Consider the following 19,523-nt stretch of genomic DNA (forward strand, 5'->3'; position numbering starts at 1 on the left):
GAGGGGAAACACCCGGTTACATTCCGAACCCGGAAGTTAAGCCCTCCAGCGCCGATGGTACTGCACCGGGGACGGTGTGGGAGAGTAGGACACCGCCGGACAATTTTTATACGAAAGCCCCGACCATTTGTGGTCGGGGCTTTCGGCGTTTCGCGGGGTTGAACGGGTAGCCCGGCCATTGCGGCCGGGCTTTCGGCGTTTCGGGGGGTATCTCGGTAGACGCGGTGTGCCGGTCGGGCCTGTCGCGCTGTGGCGGGGTGCTCTGGAACCCGGCTTCACGGCGGGATGCGTCAGTCATCCACCTGTGGAGCAACAGTGACGCGGGAACCGCAGCGGTCGATCTCACGAGCTTCGAACGCATCTGGGCCCAGTCGCAATCACTGTCGGGCTTTCCGTTGTCACTCGAAGCCCTGCACCAAGGCGGGTTGCCGGGGCCGGCATTCTCTGTTGGTGCGGCAGAGCAGTGGGCTGTGGCTGTTCTGAGGCTGTGAGTTCAGCGGGGCAATGGCCTGTCGTTCGTTTCGACGGCTACATTGATGCCCACGATGTCCCCCCGTCGTGTGATTCTCCCTCTCCTCGTAGCGCTGGCCCTGGTTCCCGGCGCCTTGTCGCATGGTGCTCTTCGGACTGCCGAGCCGGCTCCCGTTCCGATCAAGGTGGCAGCTGTGGCGCCGGTGCGGCCGGAGCCGCGGCCCGTACCGAGACCTGAACCGACGCATCCTCCCGTCGACAAGAGAAAGCTCACCAAAGCGGTGAAGCGCTATCTCGCCAAGAGGCCGGGGCGCACCTCGATCACCGTGGAGGACCTGCACAGCAAGCGGGTCTTCCGGTTCGAGTCCACGCAGATCCTGCCGACGGCCAGTGTGGCGAAGGTCGACATTCTCATGGCGCTGCTGCTGAAGGAGCGCTGGGCCGAGCTGCCCAGGAGCGTCCGGCGGGACGCCACGATCATGATTCGCTACAGCGACAACAAGGCGGCCGACCGGCTCTGGGAGCGGATCGGCCGCGAAGGTGGCCTGACCTCGGCCAACAGGACGTTCAAGCTCAAGAGGACCACCGCGGTCCCGGGGACGTGCGTCGACCTCTACTGCTGGGGGATCACCCGGACCACCACCGATGACCAGGTCCGGCTGCTGAGGTATCTGCCGAAGCTGAAGGACGGGGCCGTGGTCCGGCGGCTGATGCGCCAGGTCGTACAGGAACAGAAATGGGGAGTGAGCGCGGGGGCCTGTGCCGGGGAGCGGGTCGCGCTCAAGAACGGCTGGCTGAAGCATGTGGCCAACGACCTGTGGGCGATCACGAGTGTGGGTCTCATCGCGGATCGCTACGCGGTGGCCGTCCTCACGGAGGACAACGCCACCAGCGAGGCCGGGATCGCCAAGGTCGAGGGCCTGGTGAAGAGGGCCCTCGCCGGGTTCCGGTCGTGCCCTGAGTAAGGGCTCCTGGGTAAGGGCTAGGGGGTGACCAGGCGGTAGCCGACCCCCCTCACGGTCTGGATGAGTTTGTCGTCTTCGTCGCCGAGGCGGGCGCGCAGGCGTTTCACGTGGACGGCGATGGTGTTGGTGGACATCGCGTCCGAGGAGTGCCAGACGTGCCGCATTATCTGTTCGCGGGTCACGGTGCGGTCGGCGTTGCGCATGAGGTAGTGCAGCAACTCGAACTCGCGCAGTGGCAGGTGGACGATGCGGCCGCCCACCTTCACCTGATAGGCCGTGACGTCGAGGGCGACGTCGCCGATGGTCAGAACGGTCCGCTGGATGCCCTGGCGGCGGAACGCCGCGTGGACGAGCGGAAGCAGCTCGGGCACGCGGTACGGCCGGGCGACACACGCCGTCGCGCCGGCCGCGAGTGCCTCCATGGCCTGCTCCGCGTATCCCTCACCCACGCCCAGCAGGACCGGGACGGCCCGTGCCAGGCGTACCGCCCGCACGAAGTCGACCGGCCCGATGATGGGCAGCGACGCGCTGATGAGGACGGCGTCCGGGCGCAGTGCTCCAGCTTGGAGCAGCGCCTGGGCGCCGTCGAACACACCGGTGACGTCGATTCCCTCAGACCCGAGTTCGTGCGTCAGGTTCTCGATCAGGGCGCTGTCGGGGTCGGCGACCAACAGCATCGGTGCGGAACGAGTATCCCCGTCCACCCGGTCCTCCCCAATGTGTCGGATCAGCCGAAACGCCCGGTGATGTAGTCTTCGGTCGCTTTCACGGACGGGCTGGTGAAGATCTTGGTGGTTTCGTCCATCTCGACCAGCTTGCCCGGCTGGCCCTGGGCGGCCAGGTTGAAGAAGGCCGTCCGGTCGCTGACGCGGGCGGCCTGCTGCATGTTGTGGGTGACGATGACGATCGTGAACTCCTGCTTGAGCTTGGAGATCAGGTCTTCGATCGCCAGGGTCGAGATGGGGTCGAGCGCCGAGCAGGGCTCGTCCATCAGCAGGACCTGGGGCTTGACCGCGATCGCGCGGGCGATGCACAGACGCTGCTGCTGTCCGCCCGACAGGCCCGCGCCGGGCCTGGGGAGGCGGTCCTTGACCTCGTTCCACAGGTTGGCGCCCTTGAGGGAGTCCTCGACGATGCCGTCGAGCTCGCTCTTGGAGTAGCGGTGGTTCAGGCGCAGGCCCGCGGCCACGTTGTCGTAGATCGACATCGTGGGGAACGGGTTGGGGCGCTGGAACACCATGCCGATGGTGCGGCGGACCGACACCGGGTCGACGTCGGAGCCGTAGAGGTCCTGCTCCTCCATGCGGATCTTCCCGGTGACGCGGGCGCCGGGGATGACCTCGTGCATGCGGTTCAGGGTGCGCAGGAAGGTCGACTTGCCACAGCCGGACGGGCCGATGAAGGCCGTCACCGCTCGGGCGTCGATGGTCATGTTGATGCCCTCGATGGCCTTGTGGCCGCCGTAGTAGGCGTCGACGTCGGTGACCTCGATCTGTTTGGCCATGGCGATTACCTCTTCCTCGCGGGCGAGCGCCAGTACGTGATGAGGCGCGCGGCCAGGTTGAGCAGCATGATGATCACGATCAGGGTGAGCGCGCCGGCCCAGGCGCGGTCGATCGCGGTGTCGTTGGGCCGGGCGGCCTGGTCGAACACGTACAGCGGAAGACCCATCTGCGGCCCGTTGAACGGGTCCTCGTTGATGGAGTCGGTGAAGAAGACCGTCAGCAGCAGCGGCGCCGTCTCACCGGCGACACGGGCGACGGCCAGCATGACGCCGGTCACGATGCCGGTGAAGGCGGTGGGCAGCACGACCTTGACGATGGTGCGCCACTTGGGCACGCCCAGGGCGTAGGAGGCCTCGCGCAGGTCGTTGGGGACCAGCAGCAGCATCTCCTCGGCGGCCCGGACGACCGTCGGCAGCATCAGGATCGCCAGGGCCAGCGCGCCGGCCCAGCCGGAGAACGGCATGCCCAGGATGAGGATCCAGAAGGCCAGTACGAACAGACCGGCGACGACCGAGGGGACACCGGTCATGATGTCGACGAAGAAGCTGATGTAGCGCTTGAGGCGGCCGTTGGCGCCGTATTCGACCAGGTAGATGGCGGTCAGCAGGCCGATCGGCACCGAGATGATCGAGGCCAGCGCGACCTGCTCCAGGGTGCCGATGATGGCGTGGTAGGCGCCGCCGCCGGCGTCCCTGGCCCCGATGTTGCGCATCGAGTGGGTCAGGAACTCCATGTCGAAGCGGGCCATGCCGTTGGAGACGACCAGCCACAGGACCGAGATGAGCGGGACGACCGCGATGGCGAACGCCAAATAGACAAGGAACTGAACGCCCTTGTCCTTGAACCGGCGCATGCCGGAGACGCGTTGGATTTCAGGGGTGACGGCACTCACGCGGCGACCCTCGCGTATTCCTTGCGGCGGGAGATGACCCAGCGGGCGGCCATGTTCACCAGCAGGGTGATGATGAACAGCACCAGACCGGATGCGATCAGGGCGCCACGGCCGATGTCGTTGGCCTCACCGAAGCCGTTGGCGATGTTGGCCGCGATGCTGTTGCCGTTGGCGCTGAGGATCTCGAAGCTGATCGTGAAGGTGGCGGGGAAGATCAGGGCCACCGCGATGGTCTCACCCATCGCGCGGCCGAGGCCGAGCATGGCGGCGCTGATGACGCCGGGGCGCCCGAACGGCAGCACGCTCATCCGGATCATTTCCCACCGGGTCGCGCCGAGGGCGAGAGCCGCCTCCTCCTGGAGCTTGGGGGCCTGGAGGAAGACTTCCCGGGAGATGGCCGCGATGATCGGCAGGATCATGATCGCCAGGACGAGCGACCCGACGAGCATCGACCGGCCGACGACCTGGTCGCCGCCGAAGATCGGGATCCAGCCGAGGTAGTCGTTCAGGAACTGGGAGGGCCCGCGCATGAACGGGACCAGGAAGATGATGCCCCACAGGCCGTACACGACCGAGGGGACCGCCGCGAGCAGGTCGATGACGTAGCCCAGGGCCGAGGCCAGCCGTCGCGGCGCGTAGTGGGAGATGAAGAGGGCGACCCCGATCGCGATGGGCGTGGCGATGATCAGCGCCAGGAAGGAGCTGACGACCGTACCGAACGCGAGCGCGGCGATGCCGAACTTCGGCTCTGAGGCGTTGGCGTTCCACGTCAGCTCGCTGAGGAACGACGCGGTGTTCGCCTGGAGCGCGGGGATGGCCCGGACGATCAGGAAGACCGCGATGGCCGCCATGATGCCCAGCAGGAGAACGCCCGCGCCGGTCGATGCGTAACGGAAGGGGCCGTCGCCCCGGCTGCGCCGGAAGGCGGACCGGCTCTGGGGAGCCGACCCGCCTTCGCGCGTTTGCGTGGAGGTCGCCATTGGCTAGGCGATGGCCTCAACCGCGGTACGGACCTTGGCGACCAGGCTGGCCGGCAGCGGCGCGTAGCCGAGGTCGGTCAGAACCTGCTGGCCCTCGTCCGAGGCGGTGTAGGTGAGGAAGCCCTTGACGAGGGGCAGGTCCGTGGCGGAGAGGCCCTTCTCGCAGGTGATCTCGTAGGTCACCAGGACGATCGGGTAGGCGCCGGCGGCCGAGGTGGCGTAGTCGATCTTCAGCTTGAGGTCGTTGCCGGTGCCCTCGACGGTGGCGGCCTCGACGGTCAGACCGGCGCTCTGCGGGGTCAGCTCGACGAACTCGCCGGAGCCGTTGGCGACCTTGGACTTCTGCAGGCCGGAGTTCTCGGCGTAGGAGAGCTCGACGTAGGAGATGGCGCCCTCGGTCGACTTGACCGAGGCGGCGATCTGGTCGGAGCCCTTGGCGCCCTGGCCCTTGGCCTCGGCCGGCCACGCCTTGCCGGGCTCGTGCGGCCACTCGGCGGTGGCGGCCAGGAACTTGGTGAAGTTGTCGCTGGTGCCCGACTCGTCCGAGCGGTGGAACGCCTGGATGTCGGTCGAGGGCAGCGTGGCGTCGGGGTTGTCGGCCTTGATCGCGGCGTCGTCCCACTTGGTGATCTGGCTGTTGAAGATTCCACCGATGGTCTTCGGCGAGAGCTGGAGGCCCTCGACACCGGGGAGGTTGTAGACCACGGCGACCGGGCCGACGACCATCGGAAGGTTGATGGCCTTGCCGGTGGCGCAGCGGGCGTCGGCCTGAGCGGGCTCGTCTTCCTTGAGCGCGGAGTCGGAACCGGCGAACGCGACGGTGCCGGCGATGAACGCCTGCACGCCGGCGCCAGAACCGCTCGGCTGGTAGTTGATGCTCACACCGGAGTTGGCGCCCTGGAACGCCTTCTTCCACTCGTCGATGGCGTTGGCCTGAGCCGAGGAGCCGGCGGCGTTGATGGTGCCGCTCAGCGCGGCGTCACCCGACGGCGCGGAAGCGGCGGCGGTCGTGCCCCCCGCCGGAGCGGTCTCGGTGGCGCCAGTGTTGTCGTCGGTCCCACACGCGGCGAGCGACAGCACGCCGGCGATGGCGGCTACAGCGAGCCGGCCTGCATACTTCACGGCTGAATCCTCCTGGATTGTTTCTTCAACAACCGGGAGGCTAGGGTCCGAAAGTGGCCTGATGACTGGACGAAGGTGAACGAAGAATGAACGGGTCAGGTCCCCTTTGCGTAGGTCTCGGCAGATAACAGGCAGGTCACAGGCTTGTTGCGGCGTTAATGAAAACCCCGCCCCACTCCGGAGCGGGGTTCTCTGGACCGATCTAGTAACTGCTGGTCGCGCGCAGCCGGTCGTCGAAGTCGCGGACCAGCAACGATGGCGGGCCCTCGTAGTCGCGGCGGAATCGCCGCACCCGGTGAAGGACCCTCTCGGACGAATAGACGACCCCCGCCTTGAGCGCCTCTCCGGCCAGGGAGAAGGCCTCGTCGACCTCGCCTGCCATCCGGCGGGCGGTGGCGACCTCGAGCATCAGCAGCGCCTGCTGCTTGGCGGCGGGGCGGACGGAGATGAGGGATTCGGCGAAGGCCGACACCGCGTCGTGGGGACGGCCCAGCCGGACCATCACCAGCGCGCGATATCCGGCCAGCTTGCCGGGATCGAAGGGGAAGACCCACGGCCAGGGCGGGGCCTTCTGGCGTTCGCTCTGCGCGACGGCGATCTCCGCGTCGCGCAGGCAGTTGAGCGCGGCCATGACGTCGCGTTTGCCCGCGTGGCCGAGCGCCTCGATGCAGGACAGCCAGGCCCGCGCGGTGGCCGGCGGGTTGCTCCCGGCCTGCGCCCTGGCCTGGGCGACCATCGACAGCCCGAGCACCGGATCGTCGTGGTCGATCTCGAAGGCGGCCAGGCTGCCCAGCATGTAGGCCTCGAGCAGTGTGTGTTCGGCCCGGCGGGCCGAGTCGACCGCGAACCGGTAGAACATGCGGGCGGTGCCGATGTCCTGCATGTCGGCGTGTAACCAGGCGGCGAACCCGGCGGCCTCGCTGACGGTCGGGCAGACCTCCACCGCGAACGGTGTCTCCGCCGACCGGGCCAGGGCCCGCTTGGTGAGTTCGACGTGGGCGACCGCGCCGCGCGCGAGTTCGCGGGCGGGGGTCTCGGCCTCCAGCCGGCGCTGCGCGCCGGTGATCGCGGCGAGGGAGCTCGCGGTCGTCTCGTCGGCCGAGCGGTAGGTGATGGACGGCGCCACGGGCATCACGGCGAGGAAGGCTATCTTGCTGAAGTCGCGGCGTTTCGTGGGGTCTTCACCCCCCGCGTCGCCAATGCGGAGCAGGTATTGCGGGATGCCGACCTGACGCGCGAGGTCGCGGATCTGGTCGACGGTGAGCGACTGGCGCCCTCTGAGCACCTTGGAGACCCAGCTCTGGGAGTAGCCGAGATGGTCGGCGAGCTGGCCCTGCGTCCATCCGCGAACGGATCGGACCTGATCGAGAATCGTCGCCATGTCGCACTCGGCGAGCGCGTTGGCGACCGGCGGCCGGGCCCAGAAGTCCGGCGGCAGACCGTTTCCGTCATGACCCATGACGGTAAGTTACGCCCATTCACGACGTCACGCTGGAATTCGCCGGACGAATATCGCGATTTCTGATGGTGGTCGCGTATTCCACGGGATCGGCCCAGGTGGTGAGGATCGCGGCATGGATGCCCCCACCAAGACAGTCTCACGTGGAAAGGTCATGACCACCTATCACGGCCCGCACGTGCCGAGCCATCCCGATCCGGACGCCAGGCCGCTGACCTGGCGTCCAGGCGCGCGGTGGACCGATCGCGAGCGGATCCGGGCCCATTCGTGCTCGTGCCGGGGAGTGGTCTTCGAATTCGTCGGGGCGGCGGGTCAGTACTTCATTCGCCGTACGACATTGCAATCCCACCTGATCGAGGAGACCGAACGGATGGTCTCCTCGCGCGCCGAACAGATGTGGGCTGACCTTTTCTCCGGAAAAGTCTATTAGGCGAGCTTTTTTAGCACGTTGGTGTGCAGAAGTCCGTTCGAGCACACCATGCTCCCGCTGTCGAGCGGCGGTCTGCCGTCGACGCCGGTGCACGCACCGCCGGCCTCTTCCACGATCACGGTGAGCGCGGCCATGTCCCATGGCGACAGTTCCGGTTCGGCCGAGACGTCCACCGCACCCTCGGCCACCATCATGTGGGACCAGAAGTCGCCGTAGGCCCGCGTCCGCCACACACTGCGCGTCAGATCGAGGATGTTGTCGAGTTTCTCCTGCTTCTCCCAGCCGCTCAGGCTGGAGTAGGAGAAGGACGCGTCATCCAGTTTCGCGACCGACGACACCTGGCAGCGGGTGGCCTTGGTCAGACTGCGGCCGGTGAACGCGCCGCCGTCACGGGCCGCCCACCAGCGCCGCTGGAGGGCGGGTGCGGAGACGCATCCGACGACCACCTGGCCTTCGTCCATGAGGGCGATCAGGGTCGCCCACACGGGCACGCCGCGCACGAAGTTCTTCGTCCCGTCGATCGGGTCGATGACCCACGAGCGCATCCCGTAGCCCGTTTTGCCGAACTCCTCGCCAATGACGGCATCACGGGGGCGAGCCCGGCGCAGGGTGCCCCTGATCGCCTCTTCGACCGCCCGGTCGGCGTCGCTGACCGGGGTCAGGTCGGGTTTGGTCTCGACCTTCAGGTCCACGGCCTTGAAGCGGCGCATCGTGATGTCGTCGGCCGCATCGGCCATCACGTGCGCGAGTCGCAGATCATCGCTGTAAGCCGTCACAGATCACACGCTAGCGGTATTCGCCGTATTTTCCGCAGACCCGGAACCGCGGCAGACCCTACCAGTGAGTAACATGCCGTCCATGACCACTTTCGACACGGGGGACCTGTTCCTGCAGAGCGTTCCCTTCGCGCGCACCCTCGGCGTGTCTTTCGACTCCGTCGACTCCGGTACGGCTGTCGCCCGCCTCGCCGACCGTCCCGACCTGCACAACCACGTCGGCGGACCTCATGCGGGAGTGGTGTTCTCGCTGGCCGAGTCGGCTTCGGGGGCGGCCATGCTCTCGCTGTTCGGGGACACCCTCGACCGGGCGACGCCGCTGGCGACGGTGGGGCGGGTGGCGTACAGGAAACTGGCTCTCGGCGACCTGACCGCCGAGGCGGTCGTGCGGGCCGAGCGCACGGCGGTGCTGGCGGAACTGGACGCGGGCAGGCGCCCCGAGTTCGTGGTCGAGGTGGCGGTGCGGAACGCGGAAGGCGTGACCGTCGCGGAGGTCACTGTCGACTGGACCCTGCGGCCCAACCGCTAATCCTCTTCTGGAGTGCCCTCACGACTGTTGAGCAACCGGCGAAGCGACGTGAGACGGGCCTGGTCGCCGTGGCCCTCGGCCACGAAGCGGTCGAGGGCGCAGTCGGCGCCCAGGTGGGTGCAGCCCTTCGGGCAGTTGACCGCGGCCTCGTTGAAGTCGGGGAAGGCGACCAGCACGTTGTCGATCTCGACGTGGCCGAGCCCGAAGCTGCGCACCCCCGGCGTGTCGATGATCCAGCCGCCCTCGGGCAGCTCCAGCGCGACGGCGGAAGTAGAGGTGTGCCGGCCCCGGCCGGTGACCGCGTTGACGTGGGAGACCGCCCGGCCCGCCGTCGGCACCAGCTCGTTGACCAGTGTCGATTTGCCGACGCCTGAGTGGCCGACCAGCACGCTCACCCGGCCGGTGAGGCGGTTGCGCACCTCGGCGAGTTCGCCGCCCCGCTGCACCACGATGTGGTCGACGCCGAGCGGTTCGTAGAGCGAGATGAGCTCGTCGGGCGCGGCCAGGTCGGCCTTGGTGAGGCAGAGCAGCGGGTCGATGTCGGCGTCGAACGCCGCCACCAGCAGCCGGTCGATCATGCGCGGACGCGGCGGCGGATCGGCCAGCGCGGTCACGATGACGAGCTGGTCGGCGTTGGCCACGACCGGGCGCTCGACCTCGTCGTAGTCTTCCGCGCTGCGCCGCAGCATCGAGCGGCGTTCCTCGCGGCGGACGATCCGGGCCAGCGAGTCGGGCTTGCCGGACACGTCACCGACGACGGCGACCTGGTCGCCGACCACGATGCCCTTGCGGCCCAGCTCACGGGCCTTCATCGCGGTGATCACCGTCGAGGGGCCGGTGGCCAGGACGTCGCGGCCGGTCAGCACCGTGTAGCGGCCCCGGTCGACGGCGATGACGAACCCCGGCACCGCCTCTTCGTGGGCGGGCCGCAGCCGGGTGCGCGGCCGGGAGCCCTTGCCCGGCCGGACCCTGACGTCGTCTTCGTCGTACTCGCGCCTTTTCAGGACGCGTCTCCCTGCAGCATCGTGGTCCACATCGTGGCGAACTCGGGCAAGGTCTTGGCGGTCGTGGCGATGTTCTCCACCTCGACGCCGGGTACGGCCAGCCCGATGACCGCGCCCGCGGTGGCCATGCGGTGGTCGTCGTAAGAGTGGAAGACGCCGTCGTGCAGCGGCTTGGGGAAGATCTCCAGACCGTCGTCGGTCTCCCGGGCGTCGCCGCCGAGGCGGTTGATCTCGGTGGCCAGCGCGGCGATGCGGTCGGTCTCGTGACCCCGGATGTGGGCCACGCCCCGGATGCGGGTCGGCGAGTCGGCCAGGGCGGCGATGGCCACGATCGTCGGGGTCAGCTCGGCCTCGTCGCGCAGGTTGACGTCGACACCCTTGATGGAGCCGCCGCTGACGGTCAGGCCCTCGGAAGTCAGCTCGACCCGGGCGCCCATGTCGGTGAGCAGCTCACGCAGCCGGTCGCCCGGCTGGGTGGTCTCGGCCGGCCAGTGGGGGATCGTCACCGAACCGCCGGTGACCATCGCGGCGGCGAAGAACGGCGCCGCGTTCGACAGGTCGGGCTCGACGGTGAAGTCGATGGCCGCGATCGGGCCGGGCAGCACCCGCCACACGTAGGGCTCGAGGTCGTCGACCTCGACCCCACGGGCCCGGAGCATCTGCACGGTCATCGCGATGTGCGGCATCGAGGGCACCGGCCGGCCGACGTGACGGACCGTCACCCCCTTCGGGAACCGGGCCGCCGCCAGCATCAGCCCGGAGACGAACTGCGAAGAACCGGACGCGTCGACCGTCACCTCGCCACCCGTGATCGGGCCGCGGATCGTGAACGGCAGCCGGTCGCCCGCGACATGGGCGCCCAGACCGCGGAGCGCGTCGAGGATGGTGCCCATCGGCCGCTTGCGGGCGTGGGCGTCGCCGTCGAAGGAGACATCACTGTCGGCCAGCGCCGCGATCGGCGGCAGGAAGCGCATGACGGTGCCGGCCAGGCCGGTGTCGATGTGGCCGCCGCCGATGAGCGGGCCGGGCGTCATCTCCCAGTCGACGGCGGAGGTGGTCGCGTTGGAGGGCGTCATCGCCGCGCCGAGCTTGCGCAGGCCGTCGGTCATCAGGTCGGCGTCGCGGCTGCGCAGCGCCAGGCGGACCCGCCCGCGACCCTCGGCCAGCGCGGCCAGCGGCAGGGCGCGGTTGGTCACGGATTTGGAACCCGGCAGCGCCACGGTGGCGGTCACCGGGCCGGACGCGACGGGCGCGGGCCACAAGGGAGCGGACATAGGCATAAGCCTATCGGCGGGTGGCAGTCTGGAGTGATGTGCGGAAGATACGCGTCGGCGCGTAAGCGCCACGAACTGCTCGAGGAGTTCGAGGTCGAGCTCGACTCGGAAGAGGAGCTCGAACCCGACTACAACGTCGCCCCCACCAAGAACGTGTACGCGGTCATGAGCCGCGTCCCCAAGGACGAGGGCGCCACCCGGCCGATCCGCCAGCTGCGGGTGGTCCGCTGGGGCCTGGTCCCGAGCTGGGCCAAGGACCCCTCGATCGGCTCTCGCATGATCAACGCCAGGATCGAGACGGTCGCCGAGAAGCCCGCCTTCCGCAAGGCCTTCGCGACCCGCCGCTGCCTGCTGCCCGCCGACGGCTACTACGAGTGGATGCCGACCGACGACAAGCGCAAGCAGCCCTACTTCATCCACCCGGAAGACGGCGGCGTGCTGGCCATGGCGGGCCTGTACGAGTTCTGGAAGGACCCGGAAGGCGAGTGGATCTGCACCTGCACGGTGATCACCCAGGACGCCGAAGACCGCCTGGGCCACATCCACGACCGCATGCCCATGCTGATCGCCCGGGACAAGTGGACCGAATGGCTCGACCCGGGGGTTTCGGATGCCTCCGAACTCCTCGTTCCGGCCACTTCGGCGGGCCTGGTCGCCTACCCGGTCGACCCGGCGGTCGGGAACGTCCGCAACAACGGTGAGCGGCTCATCTCCCCACTTCAGGACAGTGGTGACACCAATTCGCCGTTCTGAGTGGCGCCGGGGGTAAGGAGCGCGAGGAGCAACAGGGTGCCGCGTCCGTTGATGCGGCACCCTGTCATGCTCGGTGGTGATCGTCAGCTGGTGGAGCCGCTCACCGTCGTGCCGGTCTTGGTGACGTAGTACGTGAGCTGTCTTCCACTCCAGAAGTGGAAGGTGAGCGTGATGCGTCCGTCGTTGGTCTCGGCGAAGAACTCGGGCTTCATGATGATCGTGCCGGCGTTGTAGTCGGGCTGGAAGTTCGACCAGAACTCTTTGTAGGTGGTCCAGTTGGCCGGGCCGGCCGGGCTTCCGTTGGCGTACTTGGCCTCCATGGTGGCCAGTTGGTCACCGCGGAACTGCGTGGGGATCGCGAAGGAGCTCGTCGTCCCGCCGGCGGCGCTCTGGGTCGGCGGGTCGGAGGTGATGATGCTGATCTGCCACGGCGTCCCCTGGGAGAAGCGGGCGTTGATGGTGGCGTTCACTCCGTAGGCCCGGTTGCCGGCCAGCCGCGTCAGGGCGGACGAGGTGAGCGTCAGGGTGGTCCCGGACACCGTGTAGTCGGCGCCCTGGCTCAGCGCGGTGCCGCCCTGCGACAGTCCCTGGAAGGTGGTGCCGTTCAGGTTGAGGGTGAGCGTCCTGCCGGGGATCGTGCCGGTGCGGGGGACGTAGACCTGATCGGAGGAGGCGGTGCCCGAGCGGGTGGTCCAGCTGGCCTTCTGCATGTCGAGCACGCCCTGGTCGCGCCAGGTGAGGGTGTTGCGGTTCAGGAACGAGCCGGCGTCCCACAACATGGTGGTCAGGTTGCGGATGCGGGCGTGGTATCCCACGGCCTCCAGGTACTTCAGGAGCTCGCCTCGCTCGATGATGCCCGGCCGTGTGTAGTCGTAGCTGAGCAGCGCCCATTCTCCGATGATCACCGGGATGCCGCGTGAGACGAACGTGTTGCGCACCCGGTCGAAGGCGCCGACCAGGTCCTGCTCGACGGCGCTGTCGTACCTCGTGCCGCCGGCGATGTTCACGCTGAACGGCCAGTAGCCGTAGAAGTGGACGGTGGCGGCGATGTTGGGATCGCGCAGGGCGGCGATGGTGGAGCTCAGCGCGTCCAGCCGGACCTGCTCCCCGCTGGTGTGCAGGGTGGGCAGCACGAGAACGCGGGTGGTGTTGCCGCCGCCGGTCTGGCGGACCAGCCGGACGAACTCGGTGTTGAGGGTGTTCACCAGCTGGTCGCCCTGCTCGTCACTGGAGGTGCCGGCGAACTGCGGTTCGTTGATGCTCTCGAACAGCACTCTGGACGAGTGGTCGCGGAAGGCGCCGGCGAGCTGACGCCACAGGGCGGTGTAGCGGTTCATCACCGTCGTGGGGTCGGAGGGGTAGGTGTTGATCCACTGCCAGGAGTCGTGGTGCAGGTTGATCAGCACGTGCAGGTCTTCGGCCAGGGACCAGTCGACGATCTGGCGCACGCGGTTCAGCCACGCGGTGTCGATGGTGTAGTCGGGGGCCGGTCCGTGGTGGTTGCTCCAGGTGATCGGGATACGGATGCTCTTGTATCCCTGCGCCCTCACTTGGCGCAGCATCGCCTGCGTGGTCAGTGGGTTGCCCCAGGCCGTCTCGTCGGGGATCGCGTCGAGCGTGTTGCCCAGGTTCCAGCCGGGCTGCATCGCGGCCACGACGGCCATCGCGTTGCCGGGCGTCGGCGACGGGCTGGGCGAGGGGCTTGGTGAGGGGCTTAGTGAGGGTGACGGGCTGGGTGACGGCGATGGACTGGGCGACGGTGACGGGCTGGGGGATGGGCTGGCCGTCGGGCCGTTGCAGGTGACGCCGTTCAGGGTGAAGGACGTCGGCGCGGTGTTGGCGTTCGTCCAGGTGCCGTTGAAGCCGAAGGAGACCGTCGCCCGGGTCGCGATGGCGGCGTTCCAGTTCAGGTTCGCCGCGGAGACCTGCGCCCCGGAGGTGGTGACGGTGGCGCTCCAGGCATGGCTGACTCCCTGGCCGGACGGGAAGGTCCAGGCAAGTTTCCAGCCGTTGATCGGATCGCCGAGGTTGGTGACGTCCACATTCGCGGTGAACCCGCCCGGCCATTGCGCGGAGACGGTGTAGGCGACGTTGCAGCCGGTCGCCGCCTGGGCGGGGGCGGCGGTCGTGGCCACGGCCGTGACCGTTGTCAACGCGATGGCCGCGCCGACGAGTGCGCTGACCCACCGGCGCACTCTTGGTGAACTCTGCATTGGTTACTCCCTTGGGCGCGTCAGGCCGGCGGCGTCCGATCGGCACTGGGCGTGTCGAAGTGGTCTCGGTCGGACACGGGCGGAGGTCGCCTGGACCTTCGCCGACCTCCTGGATGTGGCGTGGCGCGTCGGCGCGCGCACCGCGCACGCCGACGAACTGCGGTCTGGGCCTGACCACCAAGCCGCCTCGCCAAGAAAGTTTCTCCTCAAATGGCGAGAAACATAACTTAAGGAGAAGACTCGGAATTCGTCCACTTGCCATCAAAAACGGAGGGATCGGTATCAAAGCCACGTGCCAGACAAGGCATGACTACCTGTGGGAACCGCATCCGCCGCGAAAGCATCCCGGCAATCGTTCTGAAAGTTTCAGGCGGGCCAGGTGATATCGCACACGACGGACTATTCTGACGCCGGGAGCGGCCGTCGTGCCGACCGGTTCGGTTTCGACGGAAGGGGCCGGATTGTCGTACACCGAGCCAGACGAAGCGATCGACGACGTGGATGCGGGCAGAGGTGACCCGTCCCGTCCCGTGACGATTTCCTACATCGCCGAGACGGCCGGGGTGTCGGTCCCCACCGTCTCCAAAGTGATCAACGGGCGAGCGGGGGTCGCGGCCGAGACCCGCGCCCGTGTCGAGGCGCTCATCAGCGAGTTCGGCTATCGCCGGGCCAACCGCCGCAATCTCGTGGAACTCGTCTTCAGCCGTCTGGAGGACCTCTGGGGCATGGAGATCATCCGTGGGGTGGAGCAGGTGGCCCGCGAGCAGCGCGTCGCGGTCGTCCTGACCGAGTTCGGCCCGCGCCCGGATGCCGTGGCCCATCCGATCGACGCCACGGTCGCGCGCCGGCCGGCCTGCGTGGTGACGGTCGCGCAGCTCTCCCAGGAGCAGCGTGACCAGTTGCGCGCCAAGGAGATTCCGTTCGTGGTCTTCGACCCCACGGTCGAACTGCCCGACGGCGTGCCGTTCGTGGGCGCCACCAACTGGGCGGGTGGCCGCTCGGCCGCGCGCCACCTGATCGAGCTGGGACACCGCCGGATCGGCATGGTCGCCGGCCCTGATCACGTGCTGTGCTGCCGGGCCCGTCTGGACGGTTACCGCGCCGCCCTGGAGGGGGCCGGTCTGGCTCTGGACCCCGACCTGGTCGTGCGCACGGAGCTGACCAGAGACCACGGACGCGTGGCCGCCCTCACCCTGCTGACGGCGCGGAACCCCCCGACGGCGATCTTCGCGTGCAACGACCTGCAGGCACTCGGCGTCTACCAGGCCGCACGCGAGGTGGGATCGCGCATCCCGCAGGATCTGAGCGTGGTCGGGTTCGACGATCTGCCCGTCGCCGCCCTGGTCGATCCACCCCTGACGACGGTCCATCAGCCGCTCGCCGAAATGGCCGTCGCCGCCACGGAGCTGGCGCTCGCCCTGGGACGCGGCGAGGCGCCCACCCGGGTCGGCATCGAACTCGCCACCACGTTGACGGTCCGCGCCAGCACTGCGCCGCCGAGCCGGGACGCCGGAGCCGTCGCTCCCGGATGAGGACGCTTCGTGGGCGAGCCTGGAGAACTTCATCGACCGCGTGGAGAGTGTCACCGTGGTCTGAGCGGCGTACCGCGGAGCCCGGCCGCGAGCCGACCGTCCCTGAGTCGCCAGGGCGAATCGGCTCGCGGACCTCGGGCCAGGGGTTAGCTGCGCAGGGTCCACCGCTGGTTCTGCTGTCCGTTGCAGGTCCAGAGGATGAGTCTGGTGCCGTTGGCCGTGCCGGCCGCGTTGGCGTCGAGACACTTACCGGACTGCACGCCGGTGATGCTGCCGTTGGAGTTGACGGTCCACTGCTGGTTGGTTCCGCCGTTGCAGTCCCAGATGACCACCGGGGTGCCGTTGGCGGTGCCCTGACCGGAGGCGTCCAGGCACTTGTTGCCGGACACCTGCAGCTGCCCGGACGAGGTGCGCGTCCATCTCTGGGTGGTCGTCGTGGTGGAGCAGTCCCACAGGTGGACGGCTGAGCCGTTGGCGCTGCTGTTGTTGATCACGTCGACGCACCGGCTGGATTGGCCGCCGACGATCTGGACGCCCTGCTGGGGGTTGGTGCCGGACGGCGCGTAGACGGCGGCGGCGATGTTGGCCTGGACGGCGTTCTCGGTGTCGGCCGTCGGATAGCCGGAGGTCATGACGCCCTCGTAGAAGGTGCCGCGGGCGCCGTTGCTGTTGTCGCCGCCGATGCCGAGCAGGATCGCGCCCTCCTTCTTCATCGGGTGGTAGCCGTTGGGCCGCCGCCCGTCGAAGTAGGTCGTCAGGCCACCCGACTGCGCGTTGCCGCCCCGGATCGCCCAGTGGTTCGGCTCGCCCTTGACGATGGCGGTGACGAAGCGGTGGTTGATGGACGGCATGGGGTTGTAGCGCGGGTTCACTCCGGTGAACAGGCCCCACTCCATGTCGGCCATGATCCACGGGCCGGCTCCGTCGCCGTAGCCCCACCAGTTGTTGTTCCCGAAGTAGATGGTCTCCATGATGCCGATGTCGTCGGCCTGGCCGTTCGTCTGGGCGTTGCCGTAGTCGAAGCAGCACCCCCCGTTGTAGTGCGTGCCGTCCAGGACGGCGTACATTCCCTCGGGCTGGTCGCCGGTCGCGATGCCGTTGGTGCTGTTGTTGCGGTAGCCGGAGCCGGGTGCGATGTAGACGCCGTAGGCCTTCTGGCCGCTGATGGTGACCGGGGCGGCCTTGGCGTCGGCGAGGTTGTCCGATCCGCCGGGACCGGGGCCGGGTACGGCGCCGCCGGGACCCTGGGTGAGGCGGTTGTTGCGGCCGGACTGGTCGTAGATGACGGTGATGACGCAGTTGGTGCCGGAGCAGAAGGAGTCCTGGGTGGCGGCGTTGGCGACACCTCCCGCGCTCAGGACGCCGATGTCGCGGGTGGTGTTGTCGGAGGAACGCCTGACCTGGTAGAGCGAGCCGTTGAAGGCGCCGTACAGAGCGCGGGTCGTGCTGTGCGCGGCGACGCAGGGAGTGCCGCCGGCGGCGTAGATGTCACACGGGCCGGTGGTGGCGGCCTGGGCCGAGGGCGCGCCCACGGCCACGTAACTCGTGGCGACGAGGCACGAGACCCCGGCGGCGGCCATGAGGCGTCTGAACTTGTTCTTCATGTTCATCGCAGGGTCCACTTCTGGTTGGCGCCGCCGTGACAGGTCCAGATGTGCAGCTTGGTGCCGTTGGCGGTGCCGTAGGCGGCCGCGTCCAGGCACTTGTTCGCGCCGACGGCGGTGATGGTGCCGTCGGAGTTGACGTTCCACTGCTGGTTGGCCTGGCCGTTGCAGTCCCAGATGATCACCGCGGTGCCGTCCGCGGTGCCGGCGCCGGACACGTCCAGGCACTTGTTGCCGTACACCTGCAACTGCCTGCTAGAGGTGTGGGTGAAGCGCTGATTGGTGCCGCTCCCGCAGTCCCACAGGTGCAGCTGGGTGCCGTTGGCGGTGCTGGCGCTCGGCACGTCGACGCACCGGTTCGACTGGCCGCCGACGATCTGGACGCCCTGCTGGGGGGTGCCGCCGGCAGGAGCGTAACCGGCGGCGGCGATGTTGGCCTGGACGGCGTTCTCGGTGGCCTCCGTCGGATAACCGGAGGTCAGCACGCCCTCGAAGAAGGTGCCCCGGCCGGAGACGCTGTTGTCGCCGCCGATGCCGAGCAGGATGGCGCCCTCCTTCTTCATCGGGTGGTAGCCGTTGGGCCGCCGCCCGTCGAAGTAGGTGGTCAGGCCACCCGACTGCGCGTTCCCGCCCCGGATCGCCCAGTGGTTGGACTCGCCCTTCACGATGGCGGTGACGAAACGGTGGTTGATCGGCGCGAGGTTGTTGTAGCCCGCGTTCACCCCGGAGAACAGGCCCCACTCCAGGTCGGCCATGATCCAGGGCCCGGCTCCGGCCCCGTAGCCCCACTGCTTGTTGGCGCCGAAGTAGACGGTCTCCATGATGGCGGGGGCGTCGGCCTGGCCGTCGGTCTGCGCGTTGCCGTAGTCGAAGCAGCACCACTGGTTGTAGTGGGTGCCGTCCAGGACGGCGTAGATGCCCTCGGGCTGGTCGCCGGTGGCGACGCCGTTGGTGTTGTTGTTGCGGTAGCCGGTGCCGGGTTCGATGCGGACGCCGTAGGCCTTCTGGCCGCCGACGGTGATCGGGGCCGCCTTCGCGTCGGCCAGGTTGTCCCAGCCGCCGGGGAGGGGACCGGGCCAGTAGCCGGGCGGCGCCTGGGTGAGGCGGTTGTTGCGGCCCGACTGGTCGTACAGGATCGTGATCACGCAGTTGGTGCCGGCGCAGAAGGAGTCCTGGGTGGCGGCGTTGACCACCCCGCCCGCGCTCAGCACGCCGATGTCGCGGGTGGTGTTGTCGGAGGAACGCCTGACCTGGTAGAGCGGGCCGTTGAAGGCGCCGTACAGAGCGCGGGTCGTGCTGTGCGCCGCCACGCACGGGGTGCCGCCGGCGGCGTAGATGTCGCACGGGCCGGTGGTGGCGGCCTGTGCGGACGGCGCGGCCACGGCCACGTAACCGCTCGCGGCGACGAGTAATGAGATGCCGGCGGCGGCCATGAGGCGGCTCAGCCTCTTCTTCACGTTCATCGAATCAGCTCCTGGTTCGTTTCTGGCTGTTCGTACCGGTGCGGGACATCCCGGCGCCGGCCAGCACGGGCGAGGAAGGGCTGTACGGGATGCACGACACCCGGAACAGCACGATCGAATCGATTCGACCGCAGACTAGATCTCGCCTCCAGCGCCGTCAACAACATGTGTCAGGAGGTGAACGCCCCCGTTTGGTGCGCCGTTCCCTCCCGTCATGGCCGCCGGAATCCGGGTGTCAGCGGCTTCCTTTCTTTGGGATTTCAGCGAGCCGTTCCCCAAGATAAGTAGGCTTATCTCTGGAGCGCCATCTTCCGCTCCTCCTGCGGTCCTCGTCGTCACAGGGCCGGAACCTCCCTACGGCAGCGTGTAGGGCTGATTCAGTCGGACCCATCAGGTCCGCAGCATCAGATGAGTATGAAACTTTCATCCCCCGTGTGGAGGCTTCGCCGCCGCCGATGGAGTCGGCCCTCCCTCTCTGCCTGTCGAAACGCCGCGATCCTCGTCACCGCCCGACAGGGGGCGTGACGGGCAGCGTGACAACCTTCTCTTGA

At 68.3% G+C, this 19,523-nt stretch carries 17 protein-coding genes and 1 rRNA gene; 6 read left to right on the forward strand and 12 right to left on the reverse strand.

The annotated features are described in order from the left end of the window. Nucleotides 1–101, forward strand: a 5S ribosomal RNA gene (rrf, locus tag AW272_RS08845); the annotation flags it as partial. Nucleotides 102–752: 651 nt separating this feature from the next. Next, entirely contained in the window at nt 753–1,436 is a 684-nt protein-coding gene (locus AW272_RS08850; protein WP_169807514.1) for a serine hydrolase, read from the forward strand. A gap of 17 nt (nt 1,437–1,453) precedes the next feature. Here the strand turns inward: AW272_RS08850 and AW272_RS08855 are convergent, their stop codons facing one another. From AW272_RS08855 to AW272_RS08880, 6 genes are all read right to left on the reverse strand, one after another. Beyond that, nucleotides 1,454–2,140 (reverse strand): response regulator transcription factor, encoded by a 687-nt coding sequence (locus tag AW272_RS08855; protein ID WP_245657329.1) that lies wholly within the window; start codon nt 2,138–2,140, stop codon nt 1,454–1,456. A gap of 23 nt (nt 2,141–2,163) precedes the next feature. After that, nucleotides 2,164–2,940: a phosphate ABC transporter ATP-binding protein PstB gene (gene pstB, locus AW272_RS08860; RefSeq protein WP_066362624.1), complete on the reverse strand. Its 777-nt coding sequence runs from the start codon at nt 2,938–2,940 to the stop codon at nt 2,164–2,166. 5 nt (nt 2,941–2,945) lie between these two features. Next, nucleotides 2,946–3,833: a phosphate ABC transporter permease PstA gene (gene pstA, locus AW272_RS08865; RefSeq protein ID WP_245657331.1), complete on the reverse strand. Its 888-nt coding sequence runs from the start codon at nt 3,831–3,833 to the stop codon at nt 2,946–2,948. Beyond that, a complete protein-coding gene (gene pstC, locus AW272_RS08870; protein WP_066362629.1) occupies nt 3,830–4,813 on the reverse strand; it encodes a phosphate ABC transporter permease subunit PstC in 984 nt (327 codons plus the stop codon). The genes pstA and pstC overlap by 4 nt, the downstream gene beginning before the upstream one ends. A 3-nt stretch (nt 4,814–4,816) precedes the next feature. Beyond that, nucleotides 4,817–5,935 carry a phosphate ABC transporter substrate-binding protein PstS gene (gene pstS, locus AW272_RS08875; protein ID WP_066362630.1) on the reverse strand — a complete coding sequence of 373 codons (1,119 nt, stop codon included), beginning with the start codon at nt 5,933–5,935 and terminating at the stop codon, nt 4,817–4,819. Nucleotides 5,936–6,137: 202 nt separating this feature from the next. Then, complete coding sequence (locus tag AW272_RS08880) at nt 6,138–7,394, reverse strand: helix-turn-helix domain-containing protein (protein ID WP_066362631.1); 1,257 nt, start codon at nt 7,392–7,394, stop codon at nt 6,138–6,140. Between the two features lie 154 nt (nt 7,395–7,548). On the opposite strand from AW272_RS08880, the gene AW272_RS08885 reads away from it, so the two are divergent. Beyond that, nucleotides 7,549–7,824: a hypothetical protein gene (locus tag AW272_RS08885; protein WP_066362632.1), complete on the forward strand. Its 276-nt coding sequence runs from the start codon at nt 7,549–7,551 to the stop codon at nt 7,822–7,824. On the opposite strand, the gene hisN is transcribed toward AW272_RS08885, so the two are convergent. Further along, entirely contained in the window at nt 7,821–8,600 is a 780-nt protein-coding gene (gene hisN, locus AW272_RS08890) for a histidinol-phosphatase (RefSeq protein WP_083958148.1), read from the reverse strand. The genes AW272_RS08885 and hisN overlap by 4 nt on opposite strands. An 82-nt stretch (nt 8,601–8,682) precedes the next feature. On the opposite strand from hisN, the gene AW272_RS08895 reads away from it, so the two are divergent. Beyond that, nucleotides 8,683–9,129 (forward strand): DUF4442 domain-containing protein, encoded by a 447-nt coding sequence (locus tag AW272_RS08895; protein ID WP_245657333.1) that lies wholly within the window; start codon nt 8,683–8,685, stop codon nt 9,127–9,129. Here the strand turns inward: AW272_RS08895 and rsgA are convergent. Then, nucleotides 9,126–10,163, reverse strand: a complete 1,038-nt coding sequence (gene rsgA, locus AW272_RS08900; protein WP_245657335.1) for a ribosome small subunit-dependent GTPase A — start codon at nt 10,161–10,163, stop codon at nt 9,126–9,128. The two genes, AW272_RS08895 and rsgA, sit on opposite strands and share 4 nt — an antisense overlap. Continuing rightward, entirely contained in the window at nt 10,130–11,407 is a 1,278-nt protein-coding gene (aroA, locus tag AW272_RS08905; RefSeq protein ID WP_174551804.1) for a 3-phosphoshikimate 1-carboxyvinyltransferase, read from the reverse strand. Before aroA ends, rsgA begins: the two co-directional genes overlap by 34 nt. A gap of 36 nt (nt 11,408–11,443) precedes the next feature. Between aroA and AW272_RS08910 the strand changes: the two genes are divergently transcribed. Beyond that, nucleotides 11,444–12,160, forward strand: a complete 717-nt coding sequence (locus AW272_RS08910) for an SOS response-associated peptidase (RefSeq protein WP_066363669.1) — start codon at nt 11,444–11,446, stop codon at nt 12,158–12,160. An 83-nt stretch (nt 12,161–12,243) separates the two neighbouring features. On the opposite strand, the gene AW272_RS08915 is transcribed toward AW272_RS08910, so the two are convergent. Continuing rightward, entirely contained in the window at nt 12,244–14,373 is a 2,130-nt protein-coding gene (locus AW272_RS08915) for a cellulase family glycosylhydrolase (RefSeq protein WP_066362639.1), read from the reverse strand. 530 nt (nt 14,374–14,903) lie between these two features. Here AW272_RS08915 and AW272_RS08920 point away from each other — a divergent pair. Beyond that, on the forward strand, nt 14,904–15,905 hold the full coding sequence (locus AW272_RS08920; RefSeq protein WP_083958199.1) for a LacI family DNA-binding transcriptional regulator: 1,002 nt from the start codon (nt 14,904–14,906) through the stop codon (nt 15,903–15,905). A gap of 146 nt (nt 15,906–16,051) precedes the next feature. Here AW272_RS08920 and AW272_RS44880 read toward each other — a convergent pair whose 3' ends face one another. Further along, on the reverse strand, nt 16,052–17,515 hold the full coding sequence (locus AW272_RS44880; protein WP_083958149.1) for an arabinofuranosidase catalytic domain-containing protein: 1,464 nt from the start codon (nt 17,513–17,515) through the stop codon (nt 16,052–16,054). Continuing rightward, the gene (locus AW272_RS44885; RefSeq protein ID WP_083958150.1) at nt 17,512–18,972 is read right to left on the reverse strand and encodes an arabinofuranosidase catalytic domain-containing protein; all 1,461 of its coding nucleotides are present in this window, start codon (nt 18,970–18,972) and stop codon (nt 17,512–17,514) included. Before AW272_RS44885 ends, AW272_RS44880 begins: the two co-directional genes overlap by 4 nt. Nucleotides 18,973–19,523 lie beyond the last annotated feature (551 nt).

It is taken from the genome of Herbidospora mongoliensis, assembly GCF_001570545.1.
GTDB classification, from domain to species: Bacteria; Actinomycetota; Actinomycetes; order Streptosporangiales; family Streptosporangiaceae; genus Herbidospora; species Herbidospora mongoliensis.

Coding starts and splice junctions, on each gene's coding strand:
- AW272_RS08895 (WP_245657333.1), top strand. CDS start 8,683: ATGACCACTTTCGACACGGGGGACCTGTTCCTGCAGAGCGTTCCCTTC.
- AW272_RS08885 (WP_066362632.1), top strand. CDS start 7,549: ATGACCACCTATCACGGCCCGCACGTGCCGAGCCATCCCGATCCGGAC.
- aroA (WP_174551804.1), bottom strand. CDS start 11,407: ATGTCCGCTCCCTTGTGGCCCGCGCCCGTCGCGTCCGGCCCGGTGACC.
- AW272_RS08880 (WP_066362631.1), bottom strand. CDS start 7,394: ATGGGTCATGACGGAAACGGTCTGCCGCCGGACTTCTGGGCCCGGCCG.
- pstB (WP_066362624.1), bottom strand. CDS start 2,940: ATGGCCAAACAGATCGAGGTCACCGACGTCGACGCCTACTACGGCGGC.
- AW272_RS44880 (WP_083958149.1), bottom strand. CDS start 17,515: ATGAACATGAAGAACAAGTTCAGACGCCTCATGGCCGCCGCCGGGGTC.
- AW272_RS08915 (WP_066362639.1), bottom strand. CDS start 14,373: ATGCAGAGTTCACCAAGAGTGCGCCGGTGGGTCAGCGCACTCGTCGGC.
- AW272_RS08910 (WP_066363669.1), top strand. CDS start 11,444: ATGTGCGGAAGATACGCGTCGGCGCGTAAGCGCCACGAACTGCTCGAG.
- AW272_RS44885 (WP_083958150.1), bottom strand. CDS start 18,972: ATGAACGTGAAGAAGAGGCTGAGCCGCCTCATGGCCGCCGCCGGCATC.
- pstC (WP_066362629.1), bottom strand. CDS start 4,813: ATGGCGACCTCCACGCAAACGCGCGAAGGCGGGTCGGCTCCCCAGAGC.